14 protein-coding genes are annotated in these 16,217 nt (G+C 71.4%); 11 read left to right on the plus strand and 3 right to left on the minus strand.

The features are described 5' to 3' along the window. Positions 1 to 15: 15 nt before the first annotated feature. Positions 16 to 612 (minus strand): TetR/AcrR family transcriptional regulator, encoded by a 597-nt coding sequence (locus tag ACIODU_RS29120; protein WP_401771272.1) that lies wholly within the window; start codon positions 610 to 612, stop codon positions 16 to 18. 204 nt (positions 613 to 816) lie between these two features. Between ACIODU_RS29120 and ACIODU_RS29125 the strand changes: the two genes are divergently transcribed. Further along, positions 817 to 1,806: an alpha/beta hydrolase family protein gene (locus ACIODU_RS29125; RefSeq protein ID WP_401771274.1), complete on the plus strand. Its 990-nt coding sequence runs from the start codon at positions 817 to 819 to the stop codon at positions 1,804 to 1,806. Positions 1,807 to 1,861: 55 nt separating this feature from the next. On the opposite strand, the gene ACIODU_RS29130 is transcribed toward ACIODU_RS29125, so the two are convergent. Beyond that, positions 1,862 to 2,290, minus strand: a complete 429-nt coding sequence (locus ACIODU_RS29130; protein WP_356430670.1) for a metallopeptidase family protein — start codon at positions 2,288 to 2,290, stop codon at positions 1,862 to 1,864. Between the two features lie 275 nt (positions 2,291 to 2,565). Here ACIODU_RS29130 and ACIODU_RS29135 point away from each other — a divergent pair, with 275 nt between their 5' ends. The 9 genes from ACIODU_RS29135 (at position 2,566) to ACIODU_RS29175 (ending at position 13,671) form a co-directional block, all read left to right on the plus strand. Continuing rightward, on the plus strand, positions 2,566 to 3,045 hold the full coding sequence (locus ACIODU_RS29135; protein WP_401771277.1) for a DUF3499 domain-containing protein: 480 nt from the start codon (positions 2,566 to 2,568) through the stop codon (positions 3,043 to 3,045). Between the two features lie 133 nt (positions 3,046 to 3,178). Continuing rightward, positions 3,179 to 4,819, plus strand: coding sequence for an L-lactate permease (locus tag ACIODU_RS29140; RefSeq protein ID WP_401771280.1), 1,641 nt, complete (start codon positions 3,179 to 3,181; stop codon positions 4,817 to 4,819). Between the two features lie 145 nt (positions 4,820 to 4,964). Continuing rightward, positions 4,965 to 6,437 carry a phosphomannomutase/phosphoglucomutase gene (locus ACIODU_RS29145; RefSeq protein WP_401771282.1) on the plus strand — a complete coding sequence of 491 codons (1,473 nt, stop codon included), beginning with the start codon at positions 4,965 to 4,967 and terminating at the stop codon, positions 6,435 to 6,437. 751 nt (positions 6,438 to 7,188) lie between these two features. Further along, complete coding sequence (locus ACIODU_RS29150) at positions 7,189 to 7,371, plus strand: Trm112 family protein (protein ID WP_356430676.1); 183 nt, start codon at positions 7,189 to 7,191, stop codon at positions 7,369 to 7,371. A gap of 192 nt (positions 7,372 to 7,563) precedes the next feature. Continuing rightward, positions 7,564 to 8,706, plus strand: a complete 1,143-nt coding sequence (locus ACIODU_RS29155; protein WP_401771285.1) for an SIS domain-containing protein — start codon at positions 7,564 to 7,566, stop codon at positions 8,704 to 8,706. Between the two features lie 154 nt (positions 8,707 to 8,860). Further along, positions 8,861 to 10,030, plus strand: a complete 1,170-nt coding sequence (gene manA, locus ACIODU_RS29160; RefSeq protein WP_401771287.1) for a mannose-6-phosphate isomerase, class I — start codon at positions 8,861 to 8,863, stop codon at positions 10,028 to 10,030. Between the two features lie 87 nt (positions 10,031 to 10,117). Continuing rightward, positions 10,118 to 11,131 (plus strand): cation diffusion facilitator family transporter, encoded by a 1,014-nt coding sequence (locus tag ACIODU_RS29165; RefSeq protein ID WP_356430682.1) that lies wholly within the window; start codon positions 10,118 to 10,120, stop codon positions 11,129 to 11,131. 290 nt (positions 11,132 to 11,421) lie between these two features. After that, positions 11,422 to 12,879, plus strand: coding sequence for an adenosylhomocysteinase (ahcY, locus tag ACIODU_RS29170; RefSeq protein ID WP_356430684.1), 1,458 nt, complete (start codon positions 11,422 to 11,424; stop codon positions 12,877 to 12,879). Positions 12,880 to 13,056: 177 nt separating this feature from the next. Then, positions 13,057 to 13,671 carry a hypothetical protein gene (locus ACIODU_RS29175; RefSeq protein WP_401771290.1) on the plus strand — a complete coding sequence of 205 codons (615 nt, stop codon included), beginning with the start codon at positions 13,057 to 13,059 and terminating at the stop codon, positions 13,669 to 13,671. Positions 13,672 to 13,680: 9 nt separating this feature from the next. Here the strand turns inward: ACIODU_RS29175 and ACIODU_RS29180 are convergent, their stop codons facing one another. Next, entirely contained in the window at positions 13,681 to 14,625 is a 945-nt protein-coding gene (locus ACIODU_RS29180) for an RDD family protein (protein ID WP_401771292.1), read from the minus strand. Positions 14,626 to 14,756: 131 nt separating this feature from the next. Between ACIODU_RS29180 and ACIODU_RS29185 the strand changes: the two genes are divergently transcribed. Further along, positions 14,757 to 15,764 carry a stage II sporulation protein M gene (locus ACIODU_RS29185; RefSeq protein WP_401771305.1) on the plus strand — a complete coding sequence of 336 codons (1,008 nt, stop codon included), beginning with the start codon at positions 14,757 to 14,759 and terminating at the stop codon, positions 15,762 to 15,764. The last annotated feature ends 453 nt before the right edge of the window (positions 15,765 to 16,217 follow it).

The raw sequence follows: 16,217 nt of genomic DNA on the forward strand, positions 1-16,217 counted from the left end.
GCCTTGTCGGCCGGCTCAGGACGACTCCGGGCGCTCCAGCCCCCGGAGGAGCAGGCCGACCAGCCGGCGCGGGTCGTAGTCCGGATCGCTGTCCCGTCCGACGCACAGGTTGCCGACCCCGCGCATCAGTTCGTAGGGCCGCGTACCGGGCTCGATCTCGCCCGCGCCGACCGCCGCGTCGAGCAACTGCCCGCAGACGGGCACCAGCCGGTCGAGGAAGTACGAGTGCAGCGCGTCGAAGCCCGCGCTGTCCGAGCGCAGGGCATTGGCGAGCCCGTGCTTCGTCACGAGGAAATCCACGAAGAGGTCGACCCACTGGCGCAGGGCCGCGAGCGGAGAGCCGGCGCTCTCCAGCAGGCTCGGCCCCGCCTCGGCGCACGCCTCCACCTGATGGCGGTAGACCGCCACGACCAGGTCCGCCCGCGTCGGGAAGTGGCGGTAGATCGTTCCCAGCCCGACGCCCGCCCTGGCCGCGATCTCGCGGATCGGCGCGTCGACGCCCGAGGTGACGAACACCTCGGCGGCCGCACTGAGCAGCGTCTGCTGGTTGCGCTGCGCGTCGGCCCGCTTGCTGCGGGCCGGGACCTCCCCTGACGGGCTCGTACGGGGCACCACGTTCTCCTTCCGACGACCGGTGACGGCCTTCGACGACGGCCTTCGAGGGCGGCCTTTGACAAAGCGGAACCGTGTTCCGTATCGTAATTGGAACAGCGTTCCGCTTTCTGGTTTCAGCCTAACGGAAACCGGCCGTCATGACCGCTTCCGGCCGCCCATGGAACCGCCCCTGGAACCGCCCCTGGAAGGGACCCCCGCATCATGAGCACTTCGACGTACGCACCGACGTTCCCGGCCGACCTCCTCGGCCCGCCCGCCCCCGTCCTCTCGGTCAGCCCGGTGGTACTGCCGGCGCCCGGCCGGCCGGTGGATCTGGCGGTACGGGTCTCCGCCCCCGTGACCGGAGACGACCTGCCGGTCATCCTCCTCTCGCACGGCCAGGGCTTCTCGAACCACCTCTCCTCGCTGAACGGGTACGCCCCTCTCGTCAACTTCTGGGCGGCGCACGGCTTTGCCGTGATCCAGCCCACCCACCTCAGCTCACGGACGCTGGACCTGGACCCCGGCACCCCCGGGGCGCCCATGTTCTGGCGCTCGCGGGTGGAGGACATGAAGCGGGTGCTGGACGGGTTCGACGTGATCGAGGCGGCGCTCCCGCAGCTCGCCGGGCGCCTGGACCGGAGCAGGGTCGCCGTGGCCGGGCACTCGATGGGCGGGCACACCGCGAGCCTGCTGCTGGGCGCCCGGCTCACCGATCCGGACGACGGTACGGAGGTGGACCTCGCCGACGCCCGTGTCACGGCGGGTGTCCTGCTGGCCGCGCCGGGGAGGGGCGGCGACGCCCTGACCGGGTTCGTGACCGAGAACTACCCCTTCTTCTCGACCGCCGACTTCTCGGCGATGACGACGCCCACGCTGGTGGTCGCCGGCGACCGGGACACCTCCACCCACCTGACGGTCGCGGGTGCGGACTGGCACGTCGATCCGTACACCCTCTCCCCGGGCCGCAAGTCCCTGCTCACGCTCTTCGGCGCGGAGCACGGGCTGGGCGGGATCTCCGGGTACGACGTCGCCGAGACGACGGACGAGAACCCCGGGCGGGTGTCGGCGGTCCAGTGGCTCACCGGGGCGTACCTCCGTACCGCGCTCCACCCCGGGGATCCCGCGTGGCAGGCGGCGCGGGACGCGCTGGAGGCGGATCCGGCCGCGGTGGGCCGTATCGAATCCAAGGAGGGGGAGACCGGAGCCTGAAAAACGCCGCCTCCCAGGAAGCGGCGCCTTGCGTCAGGAGGCCGAGAGGCCCGGCTCATTCCTGCCCGTACCGCGGATCCACCGACTCGGGTGACAGGCCCAGCAGTTCGGCGACCTGCTCCACCACGACCTCGTGGACCAGGAGCGCGCGTTCGTCGCGGTTCTTGGTGCGGATCTCCACCGGGCGCCGGTAGACCATGATCCGCGCCGGGTGGTCCTTGCCCGCCGAGACCGAACTCCCGAGGGGTACGGACTCGTCCTGCGTGCCGGGCACGTCCAGGACCAGGAACTCGACCTCGGCCAACTGGGGCCAGCGCCGTTCCAGCCGGTCCACGGAGTCCCGTACAAGATCACGGAACGTCTCCGAGCGGCTGGCGGAGAGGGGCACCTGCGGCGGGGCGACGGGCCCACGCATGCCTCGGCCGTGGCGGTCGCGGCGACGCGGCCGGGGCTCGGTCGGGCGGGGCGGTACAGGACTGTCCATCACTGACGCAGCGTAGCCCTCTCCGCGCCCCGGCGATCGCGGCTCCGGCCCCCCGGGGCCCCCATGTCGCATATTGAGCATTCCGGCCAAGCTTGGGCTCATTTACATGGGGTCGCGCGATCGGGGACCTTGCCGTCCTTGACGGGATTTGCCCCAAGTGATGACTGTGTCACGGGCTGTCGCCACCCGCTCACGCGTCTTCCCGCGCAGGTCAGGGCAGTTGCTCCGGAGGCGGTTGTGCGGGATGTCACAGCGCGACACGGGCGAGTGACCTGGTGGAGAGTCGTCGCGGCCCGCTCAAGAGTGCGGTACCGTCCAACGTCGTGAGCCCTGTACGTCGCTGTTCGCGCACCGCGTGCGGCCGTTCCGCTGTCGCGACACTGACGTACGTCTATGCCGATTCGACCGCGGTCCTCGGCCCGCTCGCCACCTATGCCGAGCCCCACTGCTACGACCTGTGCGCGGAACACAGCGAGCGGCTGACCGCTCCGCGCGGCTGGGAGGTCGTCCGTCTGACGGACGGCACGGCCCCGGCGCGCCCGAGCGGGGACGACCTGGAAGCGCTCGCCAATGCCGTACGGGAAGCCGCCAGGCCCCAGGAGCGTGCCGCCGGGACCGGGGGGCCCCATGGGAGCGGGAGCCCGCATGGGGGCGCGAACGGGAGCGGGAGCGGCGGCAAGGGGGCGCGGGGGGCGGATCCGGTCGAGGTGGGGCGCCGCGGGCATCTGAGGGTGCTGCGCTCGCCGGAGTCCTGACTCACGTTTCTTCATCTTCTTTCGCCGTGCCACAGTTCCTGCCCGTTCCATTGACCTCTGCTTGTCGTGGGCATGACCATTCCTCCACCGCTGAGAGATTCAGTTTCCGTATCGCGGAATCCGGAGGACTGTGATGTCCGTATCCGTACAGCAGCTGGCGTTCGACCAGCGCCTGGAACCCGTCGCCGACTCGCTCGCGCTCTCCGCCCTGGTCGCCGCCCTTCCCCTGGCCGCCGTGCTGATCCTGCTCGGCGGCCTGCGGGTGAGAGCGCACCGGGCGGGGCTGACCGGTCTCGCCGTCGCCGTACTGGTCGGCTGGCTCACCTTCGGGATGCCGCTCGGCCAGACCCTCTCCGCCGGTGCGCAGGGCGTGCTCTTCGGGCTCTTCCCGATCATGTGGATCGTCGTCAACGCCCTCTGGGTGTACCGGATGACGGTCCGCACCCACCACTTCGACGTCCTGCGGCGCTCCTTCGGACGCCTCTCCGACGACCCGCGGATCCAGGCGCTCGTGGTCGCCTTCTGCTTCGGCGCGCTGCTGGAAGCGCTCGCCGGGTTCGGGGCGCCGGTCGCGATCTCCGCCGTGATGCTGGTCGCGCTCGGCTTCGACCCGGTGAAGGCCGCCGTCGTCGCGCTCGTCGCCAACACCGCGCCCGTGGCCTTCGGCGCGATGGGCACCCCGGTCGTCACCCTCGCGCAGGTCACCGGACTGCCGCTGGACTCGGTCGCCTCGGTCGTGGGCCGGCAGACACCGCTGCTCGCACTGGTCGTGCCGCTGGTGCTGGTCGGGCTGGTCGACGGGCGCCGGGGGCTGCGCGAGACCTGGGTGCCCGCCCTCGCCTGCGGACTCGCCTTCGCCGCCGCCCAGTTCGCCGCCTCGAACTACGTCTCCGCCCAACTCGCCGACATCGCGGCGGCGCTGGCGGGCGCGGCGGCGCTGGCCGCGGTCCCCTCGGCGCGTGAGCCGGCGCGCGAGGAGGTACGGGTCGCGGTGCTCACGGGCGTACGGAGCGAGGATCTCGACGAGGAGGACCCGCGCCGGGACGTGCTGCGCGCCTACGCGCCGTACGCCCTGATCGTGGTCATCTTCTCGATCGCCCAGATCCCGCCGGTCAAGGACGTGCTGGCCAGGGCGACCCAGGTCTTCGACTGGCCCTTCCTGGACGTCTCGGACGCGGACGGGAAGCCGGTGGGGGCCAACGTCTTCTCGCTGCCGCTCGTCGCGACCGGCGGCACGCTCGTGCTCCTCGCGGGGCTGCTCACGGCGGGGGTGCTGGGGGTACGGGCGGCGGACGCGGCGCGGGAGTGGGCGGCGACGGTGCGCGAGTTGCGGTACGCGATCCTCACCGTCACCTCCGTACTGGCCCTCGCGTACGTCATGAACCTGTCCGGACAGGCGGCCACCATCGGCCACTTCGTCGCGGCGGCCGGCGCTGGGCTGGCGTTCCTGTCGCCGATCCTGGGGTGGTTCGGGGTCGCGGTCACCGGCTCGGACACCTCGGCCAACGCGCTGTTCGGCGCCCTCCAGGTCACGGCGGCACGGGAGTCGGGGCTGTCGCCGGAGCTGCTGGCGGCGGCGAACAGTTCCGGGGGCGTGCTGGGCAAGATGATCTCCCCCCAGAACCTGGCCATCGCGTGCGCGGCGGTGGGGCTGGCGGGGAAGGAGGGGGATCTGCTGCGGAAGGTGCTGCCGTGGAGTCTGGGCCTGTTGCTGGTGATGTGCCTGATCGTGGTGGGCCAGAGCACGGCGGTGCTGGGCTGGATGCTTCCGTGAGTCCGCTTCCGTGCGTGTCGGGTAGCGGGACGGTTCCGTAACGCGATCGTCGACGAGTCCGCCGTCCTGTACGGGTAGTTTGAGCCGATCGCAGGGGTGCGGCCGGGTCGCGGTATCGGCGCACCGAACTCAGGAGGGGTGGCTCGTGGCGGACTTGTCGCAGATCGTGAAGGCCTATGACGTGCGTGGCCTGTATCCGGATCAGCTGGACGACCGGCTCGCGGAGCTGTTCGGCGCGGCTTTTGTGGAGGTCACCGGGGCCGGGGCGATCGTGATCGGCCACGACATGCGGCCGTCGTCGCCGGGACTGGCGGCGAGCTTCGCGCGGGGAGCGGTCTCCCGCGGCGCGGACGCCACGATCATCGGCCTCTGCTCCACGGACCAGCTGTACTTCGCGTCGGGGGACATGGGACTGCCGGGGGCGATGTTCACGGCGTCGCACAACCCGGCGAGGTACAACGGCATCAAGCTGTGCCGGGCGGGGGCGGCGCCGGTGGGCCAGGACACGGGGCTGGCGGAGATCCGCGCGAGGGTGGAGGCGAGGCTGGCGGAAGAGACACACGCACACGAGAACCAGCCCACCCCCACCCCCACCCTTCTCCCCAACCCCACCCTTCCCCCCACCCCCACCCCCACCTCCGGAACGATCACAGAACGTGACACGTTGTCGGACTACGCGGCGTACCTGCTGTCCCTGGTCGACCTCTCGGAGATCCGCCCTCTGAAGGTGGTCGTGGACGCGGGGAACGGGATGGGGGGTCATACGGTCCCCACCGTGTTCGCCGGGCTGCCGCTGGACCTGGTGCCGATGTACTTCGAGCTGGACGGCACGTTCCCCAACCACGAGGCGAACCCTCTCGACCCCAAGAACCTCGTGGACCTCCAGGCCCGCGTGCTGGCCGAAGGCGCGGACCTGGGCCTGGCCTTCGACGGCGACGCGGACCGCTGCTTCGTCGTGGACGAGCGCGGCGAGGGCGTCTCGCCGTCGGCGATCACGGCGCTGGTGGCGGCGCGCGAGCTGGCCAAGCACCCGGGCGGCACGATCATCCACAACCTGATCACGTCCTGGTCCGTCCCCGAGGTCGTGAAGGAGCACGGGGGCACGCCGGTGCGGACGCGGGTGGGGCACTCCTTCATCAAGCAGGAGATGGCGAGGACGGGCGCGGTCTTCGGCGGAGAGCACTCCGCGCACTACTACTTCCGCGAGTTCTGGAACGCCGATACGGGCATGCTGGCCGCCCTCCACGTCCTGGCGGCCCTGGGCGGCCAGCCCGGCACCCTCTCCGACCTGGTGGCGTCGTACGACCGCTACGCGGGCTCCGGCGAGATCAACTCCACGGTCGACGACCAGGCCGCTCGCACGGCGGCGGTACGGGAGGCCTTCGCGACCCGCGAGGGGGTGACGACGGACGACCTGGACGGCCTGACGATCACGGCGAAGGACTGGTGGCTCAACCTCCGCCCCTCCAACACGGAACCACTGCTGCGCCTGAACGTGGAGGCGCGGAACAAGTCCCTGATGACGGAGATCAGAGACGAGGCCCTGACCCTGATCCGCACCCCACCCACCCCACCCGCAAACACCCCCGACGCCCACCCCACCCGACCCGACGCTTGAGGACGCCGGACGCACCCACCCCGACCCGGGCCGACCACGGCACCCCTCCCAGCCCGTCCGGCGCTTGAGGACGGAACCGTCCGCCGGGACGGGCGCGGCCATTCCGGCCCGGGCCGACCACGGCACCCCCCCAGCCGGTCCGGCGTTTGAGGACGGACCCGTGCAGGCGGGCGGGCGTACCCACCTTGGTCCGGGCCGGCCACGGCACCCCCCCAGCCCGTCCGGCGCTTGAGGACGGACCCGTGCACGGGGTCGGGCGTACCCACCCTGGCCCGGGCCGACCACGGCACCCCCCAGCCCGTCCGGCGTTTGAGGACGGACCCGTCCACAGGGACGAGCCTGGCCGTTCCGCTCCCGGCCGGCCACGGCACCCCCCCCCAGCCCGTCCGGCGCTTGAGGACGGACCCGTGTACGGGGTCGGGCGTACCCCCCCTGGTCCGGGTCGGCCACGGCGCCCCCCCCAGCCGGTCCGGCGTTTGAGGACGGACCCGTCCGCAGGGACGAGCCTGGCCGTTCCGCTCCCGGCCGACCACGGCACCCCCCAGCCCGTCCGGCGCTTGAGGACGGACCCGTGCACGCGGGCGGGCGTACCCCCCTGGTCCGGGCCGACCACGGCACCCGGCGCTTGAGGACAAAACCGCCCGCCGAGACGACCGCGCCCCCCCGCCCCCGTACACCGCCCCACCGCCCCACCCCCCAGCGGTACGCTGACATGGCCAGATGAACCCACCCCCGAAGGGACCCCACCCCCATGCCGCTCGAAGCCGGCCTCCTCGAAATCCTCGCCTGCCCGGCCTGCCACGCGCCGCTGAATGACCGCACCACCGCGGACACCCCCGAACTCGTCTGCACCTCCGAGGAGTGCGGCCTGGCCTACCCGGTACGGGACGACATCCCCGTACTCCTCGTCGACGAGGCCCGCCGCCCCGCCTGACCCGCGCACCAGCGCGCCGGCGCACACCCGCACCCAAGCGCGCAACGCGCAACGCGCAAAACCACGCACCCACGCGCAACGCACCCCCGCGCACCGCGCAAGCGCACCGCGCCCCGCGCAACCCCGCACACCAGAACCACGCGCCCCAAGAACAAGCGCGCACCCCGCAGGGGCGATCGGAGGCCCACTCCCATGCTCGACGAGTCGCTGCTCGACGCCCCGGACGCGCTGACCCGCGCCGACCGTCACGGCCTCCTCCGCGCCGCCGCCGAAGCCGGCGCCCGCGTCCGTACCGCGCTCAGGCACACCGCCGAGGCCGGAGTCACCGCGCTCAACCCCGAGGGCCGCCCCCGCGCCGTACTCATCGCGGGCTCCGGCACCGCCGCCGCCGGCGTCGCCGAACTGATCACCGCCCTCGCCGGCACCACCGCCCCCGTGACCCGCCTCCACGCCACCGGCGTCGCCCCCGCCGCCGGCGCACTGCGCTGGACGCTGCCGGGCTGGGCCGGCCCCGTCGACCTGCTCCTCATCGTCACCACCGAGGGCAGCGAACCCGGCCTCGCCCTCCTCGCCGAGCAGGCGTACCGCCGAGGCTGCACCATCGTCGCCGTCGCCCCCGCGGGCTCCCCGCTCAGCGAGACCGTCGACGGTTCGCGCGGCCTCCTCGTCCCGATGGCGACCACCCCCAGCGAGCAGTACGACACCGAGCCGACCCCGGCCGCCGGCCCCGGCGCCCTCTGGGCCCTGCTCGTCCCGCTGCTCGCCCTCCTCGACCGCGTGGGCCTGCTCACCGCCCCCACCGAGACCCTTCACCTCGTCGCCGACCGCCTCGACCGCACCGCGGAACGCTGCGGCCCGTCCATCGCGACGTACAGCAACCCCGCCAAGACCCTCGCCGCCGAGCTGGCCGACAGCCTGCCGCTGATCTGGACCGAGGGCATCGCCACCGCCCCGGCGGGCCGCCGCTTCGCCGCCGTCCTGGCCGAACTGACCGGCCGCCCCGCCCTCGCCGCCGAACTCCCCGAGGCCCTCCCCGCCCACGCCGCCCTCCTCTCGGGCGACCTGACCGGCGGCGGGACGGACCCCGACGACTTCTTCCGCGACCGGGTCGACGACCCCCAGACCCTGCGCCCCCGGATCGTCCTGCTCCGCGACCGCCCCGCAGGCGGCCTGACCGCCGCCCCGGCCGCCCGCGAACTGGCCCTCGGCCACGACACCCCCCTCAGCGAACTCGAACCGGACGAAGGCACCGAACTCGAAGCCCTCGCCGAACTGATCGCCGTCACCGACTTCGCCACCGTCTACCTGGCACTGGCCGGCGGCGCCCCCGCCTGACGCCCACGCACCGCCCCACCGCCTGAGCACCACCTCACCTCACCTCACCGGCGCGAGAGCCCTCCCCCAAGGCGTCTCCCCCGCCTACGCCCACCGGCCACACCCCCTGGCCACACCCTCCGGCCCCTCATCTCCCTCGTACAAGGACACAGCCATGGACCGCCTCTCCAACACCGTGCGCCCCTACGCCTGGGGCTCCACGACCGCCATCCCGGAACTGCTCGGCGTCGCCCCCACGGACGAGCCCCAGGCCGAGATGTGGATGGGCGCCCACCCCGGCGCCCCCTCCCGCGCCGACCGCGGCCACGGCGCCGGGGAACAGCCGCTCCACGAGATCATCGCCGCCGACCCCGAGGCGGAACTGGGCGCGGCCACCGTCGAGAAGTTCGGCCCCCGCCTGCCCTTCCTCCTCAAACTCCTCGCCGCGGGCTCCCCGCTCTCCCTCCAGGTGCACCCCGATCTGGCCCAGGCGAAAGAGGGGTACGCCGACGAGGAGCGCCGGGGCGTCCCCCTCGACGCCCCGGAGCGCAACTACAAGGACGCCAACCACAAGCCCGAACTCATCTGCGCCCTCACCCCGTTCGACGGCCTCTGCGGCTTCCGCGACCCGGACGCCGCCGCCGACCTCCTCGCCGGACTCGACGTCGACTCCCTCAAGCCGTACGTCGACCTCCTCCACGCCCACCCCCACGAGGCCGCCCTGCGCGAGGTCCTCACCGCCGTCCTCGCCGCCGACCCGGCCGGCATGGCCGCCACCGTCGCCGAGGCCGCCGCCGCCGCGGAACGCCTCGGCGGCCCGTACACCCCGTACGTCTCGATCGCCCACCACTACCCCGGCGACCCCGGCGTCATCGCCGCCCTGCTGCTCAACCACGTCCAACTCCAGCCCGGCGAGGCCCTTTTCCTCGGCGCCGGCGTCCCGCACGCCTACCTGAACGGCCTGGGCGTCGAGATCATGGCCAACTCCGACAACGTCCTGCGCTGCGGCCTCACGCCCAAGCACGTGGACGTCCCCGAACTCCTGCGCATCGTGCGCTTCGAGACGACCGAACCCGTCGTCCTGCGCCCCGAGGCCTCCGCCACCGGCGAGGAGCTGTACGAGACGCCGACCGACGAGTTCCGGCTGTCCCGCTACCTCCTCGCCCCGGGCGCCGCCCCGCGCGACCTCACCGCCCCCACCCCCCAGATCCTCCTGTGCACGGCCGGATCGCCCCGCGCGAACGACCTGGCCCTCACCCCGGGCGGCTCGGTCTTCGTCGCGGCCGGAGAAAAAGCCGAACTGTCCGGTGACGGAACCGTATTCCGGGCAACTGTTGTGGTCTGAGTGGGTGACCGCGCCGACGGCTGCAACAATGTGCCGCCGTGGCGCGGCGCCCGGGCCGCACCACCGAAGAAGGGACTCCAGGCACCCATGAGCGCGTCAGGCGGAACCAAGGCGATCGTGGCGGCGCTCGCCGCCAACCTCGCGATCGCAGTAGCCAAGTTCGTGGCGTTCCTCTTCAGTGGCTCGTCATCGATGCTCGCCGAGAGCGTCCACTCCCTCGCCGACTCCGGCAATCAGGGACTGCTCCTCGTCGGCGGCAAGAAGGCGCAGCGCGAGGCCACCCCGCAACACCCCTTCGGCTACGGCCGCGAGCGCTACATCTACGCGTTCCTCGTCTCCATCGTGCTCTTCTCCGTCGGCGGCATGTTCGCGATCTACGAGGGCTACGAGAAGATCAAGCACCCGCACGAGATCGAGGCCTGGTACTGGCCCGTCGGGGTGCTCGTCTTCGCGATCATCGCCGAGTCGTTCTCCTTCCGTACGGCCATCAAGGAATCCAACGTCACCCGCGGCAGCCTCTCCTGGACGGAGTTCGTCCGCCGCGCGAAGGCCCCCGAGCTCCCCGTCGTCCTCCTGGAGGACCTCGGCGCCCTGGTCGGCCTGATCCTCGCCCTCTGCGGCGTCGGTATCGCCCTGGCCACCGGGGACGGCGTCTGGGACGGCATCGGCACCCTCTGCATCGGCATCCTCCTCATCGTGATCGCCCTGGTCCTCGCCGCCGAGACGAAGTCGCTGCTCCTGGGCGAGTCGGCCGGCACGGGCGACGTCGAGAAGATCAAGGCCGCCCTCGTCGACGGCGACGTCGTCACCGGCATCATCCACATGCGTACGCTCCACCTCGGCCCGGAGGAACTGCTGGTCGCCGCCAAGATCGCGGTCCAGCACGACGACACGGCCGGCGAGGTCGCCCAGGCCATCAACGCCGCCGAGAACCGCATCCGCGAGGCCGTCCCGATCGCCCGCGTGATCTACCTGGAGCCGGACATCTACAGCGAGACCGCCGCCGCGGCCGGCACCAACCCGGCCAAGCACCCCGGCGGCCCGACCCCGGCGCACACCCCCGGATCCGCCCCCGGCACCACCCCCGAATCCACTTCCTGACACGCTTTCGACACGACCCGAACACGGCCTGAACCCGGCGGCCCGGCTCGACTTTCCCTGGAGCGCTTCCCTGATCGACTGTGGGCCGCCGGGCCGATCGGTGTAGATTCGTGCCCAGAGCCAGACGTCGCTGCTGATGGCGGTCGGGCGGCCCGCTCACGCGGACCGGCCGAGGGAGAGAGGGCCTCCGACGGACCGGTCCGCGAGTGCTCGGGCATTCGTATGCCCGGACACCGCAGAGCCAGCCGAACGTACCCACCCTCGACCCACCTTCACGAGGAGCAGCTCGTATGACGACTGTCGCCAACCGACAGGACTTCAAGGTCGCCGACCTCTCGCTTGCCGAGTTCGGCCGCAAGGAGATCACCCTCGCCGAGCACGAGATGCCCGGCCTGATCTCGATCCGCGAGGAGTTCGCCGCGGCCCAGCCGCTCGCCGGCGCCCGCATCACCGGCTCCCTGCACATGACCGTCCAGACCGCGGTCCTCATCGAAACCCTCGCCGCCCTCGGCGCCGAGGTCCGCTGGGCGTCCTGCAACATCTTCTCCACCCAGGACCACGCCGCCGCCGCCATCGCGGTCGGCCCCAAGGGCACCCCGGACAACCCCCAGGGCATCCCCGTCTTCGCCTGGAAGGGCGAGACGCTGGAGGAGTACTGGTGGTGCACGGAGCAGGCCCTCACGTGGCCCAACACGCCCACCGGCGGCCCGAACATGATCCTCGACGACGGCGGTGACGCCACCCTCCTCGTCCACAAGGGCGTCGAGTTCGAGAAGGCCGGCGCGGCCCCGGACCCGGCGACGGCGGACAGCGAGGAGTACGCGTACATCCTCACGCTGCTGAACCGCACGCTCTCCGAGAACCCGCAGAAGTGGACGAAGCTGGCGTCCGAGATCCGCGGCGTCACCGAAGAGACCACCACCGGTGTCCACCGTCTGTACGAGATGCACCGCGACGGCACCCTCCTCTTCCCGGCGATCAACGTCAACGACGCGGTCACCAAGTCCAAGTTCGACAACAAGTACGGCTGCCGCCACTCCCTGATCGACGGCATCAACCGCGCCACCGACGTCCTGATCGGCGGCAAGGTCGCGGTCGTCTTCGGCTACGGCGACGTCGGCAAGGGCTGCGCGGAGTCCCTCCGCGGCCAGGGCGCCCGCGTCATCATCACCGAGATCGACCCGATCTGCGCGCTCCAGGCGGCCATGGACGGCTACCAGGTCTCCACGCTCGACGACGTCGTCTCCACCGCCGACATCTTCATCACCACGACGGGCAACAAGGACATCATCATGGCCTCGGACATGGCCAAGATGAAGCACCAGGCGATCGTCGGCAACATCGGCCACTTCGACAACGAGATCGACATGGCCGGCCTCGCGAAGATCGACGGCATCGTCAAGGACGAGGTCAAGCCGCAGGTCCACACGTGGACGTTCCCCGACGGCAAGACCCTGATCGTCCTCTCCGAGGGCCGCCTGCTGAACCTCGGCAACGCGACCGGCCACCCGTCCTTCGTGATGTCGAACTCCTTCTCGGACCAGACGCTGGCCCAGATCGAGCTCTTCACCAAGCCGGAGGAGTACCCGACCGACGTCTACGTGCTCCCGAAGCACCTGGACGAGAAGGTCGCCCGCCTCCACCTCGCCGCGCTCGGTGTGAAGCTCACGACGCTCCGCCCGGAGCAGGCCGCGTACATCGGCGTCAAGGTCGAGGGTCCGTACAAGCCCGACCACTACCGCTACTGATCCACCCCGCTGGCGCACCGGCACCGAAGCACGTCACCGGAGCACCGGCACCACGAACACCTCACCGGACAGGCCCCCGCACCCCCGTGCCGGGGGCCTGTCCCGTGTGCGGCGCCCGAGGGCGCACGATCAGCGCCGGCGTACCGTCCCGGCGTACCGGAAAGACCTGAAGGACCCATGCCCCGCGGCCGTTATTCGCTCCATGACCCGCACGACCACACTCCTCTCGGCGAAGAACACTTCCACTGCGCCCCCGGCCCGTCCGGCTGGCGCTACGTATCCCAGATCACCACCCCCGCAGGCGACCACGCGGGCTCCGTCGACCTGGCCCTCGACGAACTCGGCCGCCCCATCCGCCTCGAACTGCACGCCGCCAGCTGGCGGATCCGCGGCGCCGCCCTCGACGGCGTCACGTGGGTCCGTACCGACCCCTCCGGCGTTCACGCCACCGAAGGCAACGTCGGTGCCCACGCCTTCACCGGCACATCCCCCGCCTTTCTCGTCGCGACCGCACGTCTCCTGCGCCTCAGCCCCGGCGCGCCCGCGACCCGCGTCCGGCTCGTGGCGTTCACCGACCCGGTCCTCGCCCCTCGCACGCTGGACCAGTCCTGGGCCTTGATGACAAGTGAAGCGCATGCCACTGACAACGGGCCCCTGACGGTGGACGAGTACCAGGTCAGCGCCCTGGACACGGGCGAACAGCACACCGTGCACCTCAGCGGGGACGTCGTCCTCTCGGCGCCCGGCATCGAGCTGGAGGACCTGGAGACACCCCCCTCCGCCCTGCCCTGACGAACGGACTCAGGCAGGCGGCGCGAAGCCGGTCGCCGGAGGCCGCGGGTCGGTCGCGGGGGCCGGGGGAGCGGTCGCCGGCGGCGAAAGGGGAACGGGCGCGGAGAAAGGCGCGGGAGCGGCCGGAGAGGACACCGGCGGGGGAACGTACCAGGGAGCCGACGCGGGCACGTGAGCGGAGTTGCCGGGCACGGCGGCCGAGCCGGACGCACCCCCGGTCCGCCGGGCATCCCGCGCCTGCCGCTCGCTCACCACCGCCGCCAGGAACGCGGCCGGAGGAACCCCCACCGGCGCCGGCGTTCCCGTACGCGCCGCCAGGTCCTCCGCCAACCGCTGCGCCATCGACCAGCCCACCACCGGGTCCAGCTGCGTCATCCGCGTCAAGTACTGGCGGATCGCCAGCCACAGACCGTCCGGCACATCGGAGAGATCGAGCTCCGAGAAGCGCCCGACGAGCCACGGCGGGGGAGGCGGGACAGCCGCCATCGGCGCGTTCGGCACCCGTTCCCGTACGACCAGGGTCCCCGCGAACACATCCCCGATCCGCCGCCCCCGCGCCGACACCAGCGACGCGACGCAGGAGATGACCCCGAACGACCCCAGGGTTTCCACCACGCCCATCGCCCCGCGCACGAGCGCGTGCCGGAACCGTATGGGGCCGCCGTCGTCCCGTACGACCCTGAGCCCACAGGCCAGTTTGCCCAGCGACCGCCCATGGCTGAGGGTCTCCACGGCGATCGGCACGCCCACCAGGATCAGGAGGAAACTCGCCACGGTCAGCGCCATGACGGCGGCCTCGTCCAACGAGCCGCTCGCGAAACCTATGCCGACCAGCACCAGCAGGTAGACGGCCACCGTCAGCACGAGGTCGATCGCGATCGCCAGGGCCCGGGTCGGCAGCTTCGCCGGGCGCAGCCCCAGTACGACCGCGTCGCCGGTCACAAGCTCATTCACCGATGTCCACCCCTCTGCCCACCCTTCGCCGACCGGCCCTGCCGCTGAAGACCTCAGTCTGCCAAGCTGACACGCAACGCGCCGTAGTAGTACGGACCGTACGCACCCAGCGCCTGGAGCAGCAGCCGACCATGGACCTCGATGTCTTCGTGACAGCCCACCGTGCCGAGTGGGACCGCCTGGATCATCTCCTGCGTCGCGGACGTCGGCTGACCGGCGTGGAGGCCGACGAACTGGTCGCCCTCTACCAGCGCACGGCGACGCACCTCTCGCTGATCCAGTCCGTCGCACCCGACCCCATGCTCACCACGCGCCTCACCCAGCTCGTGGCCCGCGCCCGCGCCACGGTGACCGGCACCAGACGCGCCGGCTGGCGCGACGCGGCCCGCTTCCTGACGGTCGGCTTTCCGGCCGCCGTGTACCGCTCCAGGCGCTGGTGGATCCCGACCGCCGTCCTTTCCGTACTACTGGCCGCGGTGATCGGCTGGTGGATAGGCGCGCATCCCGAGATCCAGTCCGCGATAGGCGCGCCCGACGATCTGCGCCAGATGACACGACCGGGCGGCGAATACGAGACGTACTATTCCAGCCACCCGGCGGCTTCCTTCGCGGCCCAGGTCTGGACGAACAACGCGCAGGCGGCAGCCATGTGCTTGGTGCTCGGGGCCTTTCTCTGCCTTCCGGTGATCTGGATCCTCTTCACGAACGTGCTCAACCTGGGAGTCGGCATCGGCCTGATGTCGTCCGCCGGCCGCCTCGACACGTTCCTCGGTCTGATCCTTCCGCACGGACTGCTCGAACTGACCGCCGTATTCATTGCCGCGGGTACGGGCCTCCGCCTCGGCTGGACCGTGATCGACCCCGGCCCGCAGTCCCGCCGCACCGCCCTGGCCCAACAGGGCCGCGCCGCCTTGGGCATGGCCGTCGGACTTGCGCTGGTCCTGTTCGTGTCGGGAGTGATCGAGGGCTTCGTCACCCCGTCCGGCCTGCCCACCTGGGTCCGCATCGCCATCGGCATCGTGGCCGAACTCGCCTTCCTGGCTTACGTGTACGTCCTCGGCGGCCGCGCGGTACGAGCGGGCGAGGTGGGGGACGTGGAGGCCGCGGACCGCAGCGCGGAGGTCCCGGTGGCCGCCTGATGTGCATGAGGCGGCCGGGACCTGTTAGTCTCCTCTTCGCCCTACAGAGACGTTGACACGGTCTGTGTGGGGAGGTAGATTTGAACGGTTGCCTCGGAGTTGAGATGTTCTGAGGCTGATCATGAAAGTCTATGCGGCTCCCGACGGAGAGTGACTCTCTGTGGAGCCCCTTCGATCCGACATCCGGTTGCGCGAAGGTCCGTAAAATCGGCCTCTGTGTTTCTGATAAAGTCGGTTCCGCCGAAAGGCAAAGGCCACTCCGAAGGCCACCAGAATTCTTGAGGCAGAACAGCCGAAATGAGTCTGGTAGAGTCGGAATCGCTGGAAAGGGAAACGCGAAAGCGGAAACCTGGAAGGCAGCCCCGCCGGCCGGGGAAATCGGATACGAAAGCATCTGATAGAGTCGGGAACACGAAATACCGAAGGGAAGCGCCCGGAGGGCCCCGGAGACGG

The sequence above is a fragment of the Streptomyces sp. NPDC088261 genome (assembly GCF_044740805.1).
Lineage (GTDB): Bacteria > Actinomycetota > Actinomycetes > Streptomycetales > Streptomycetaceae > Streptomyces.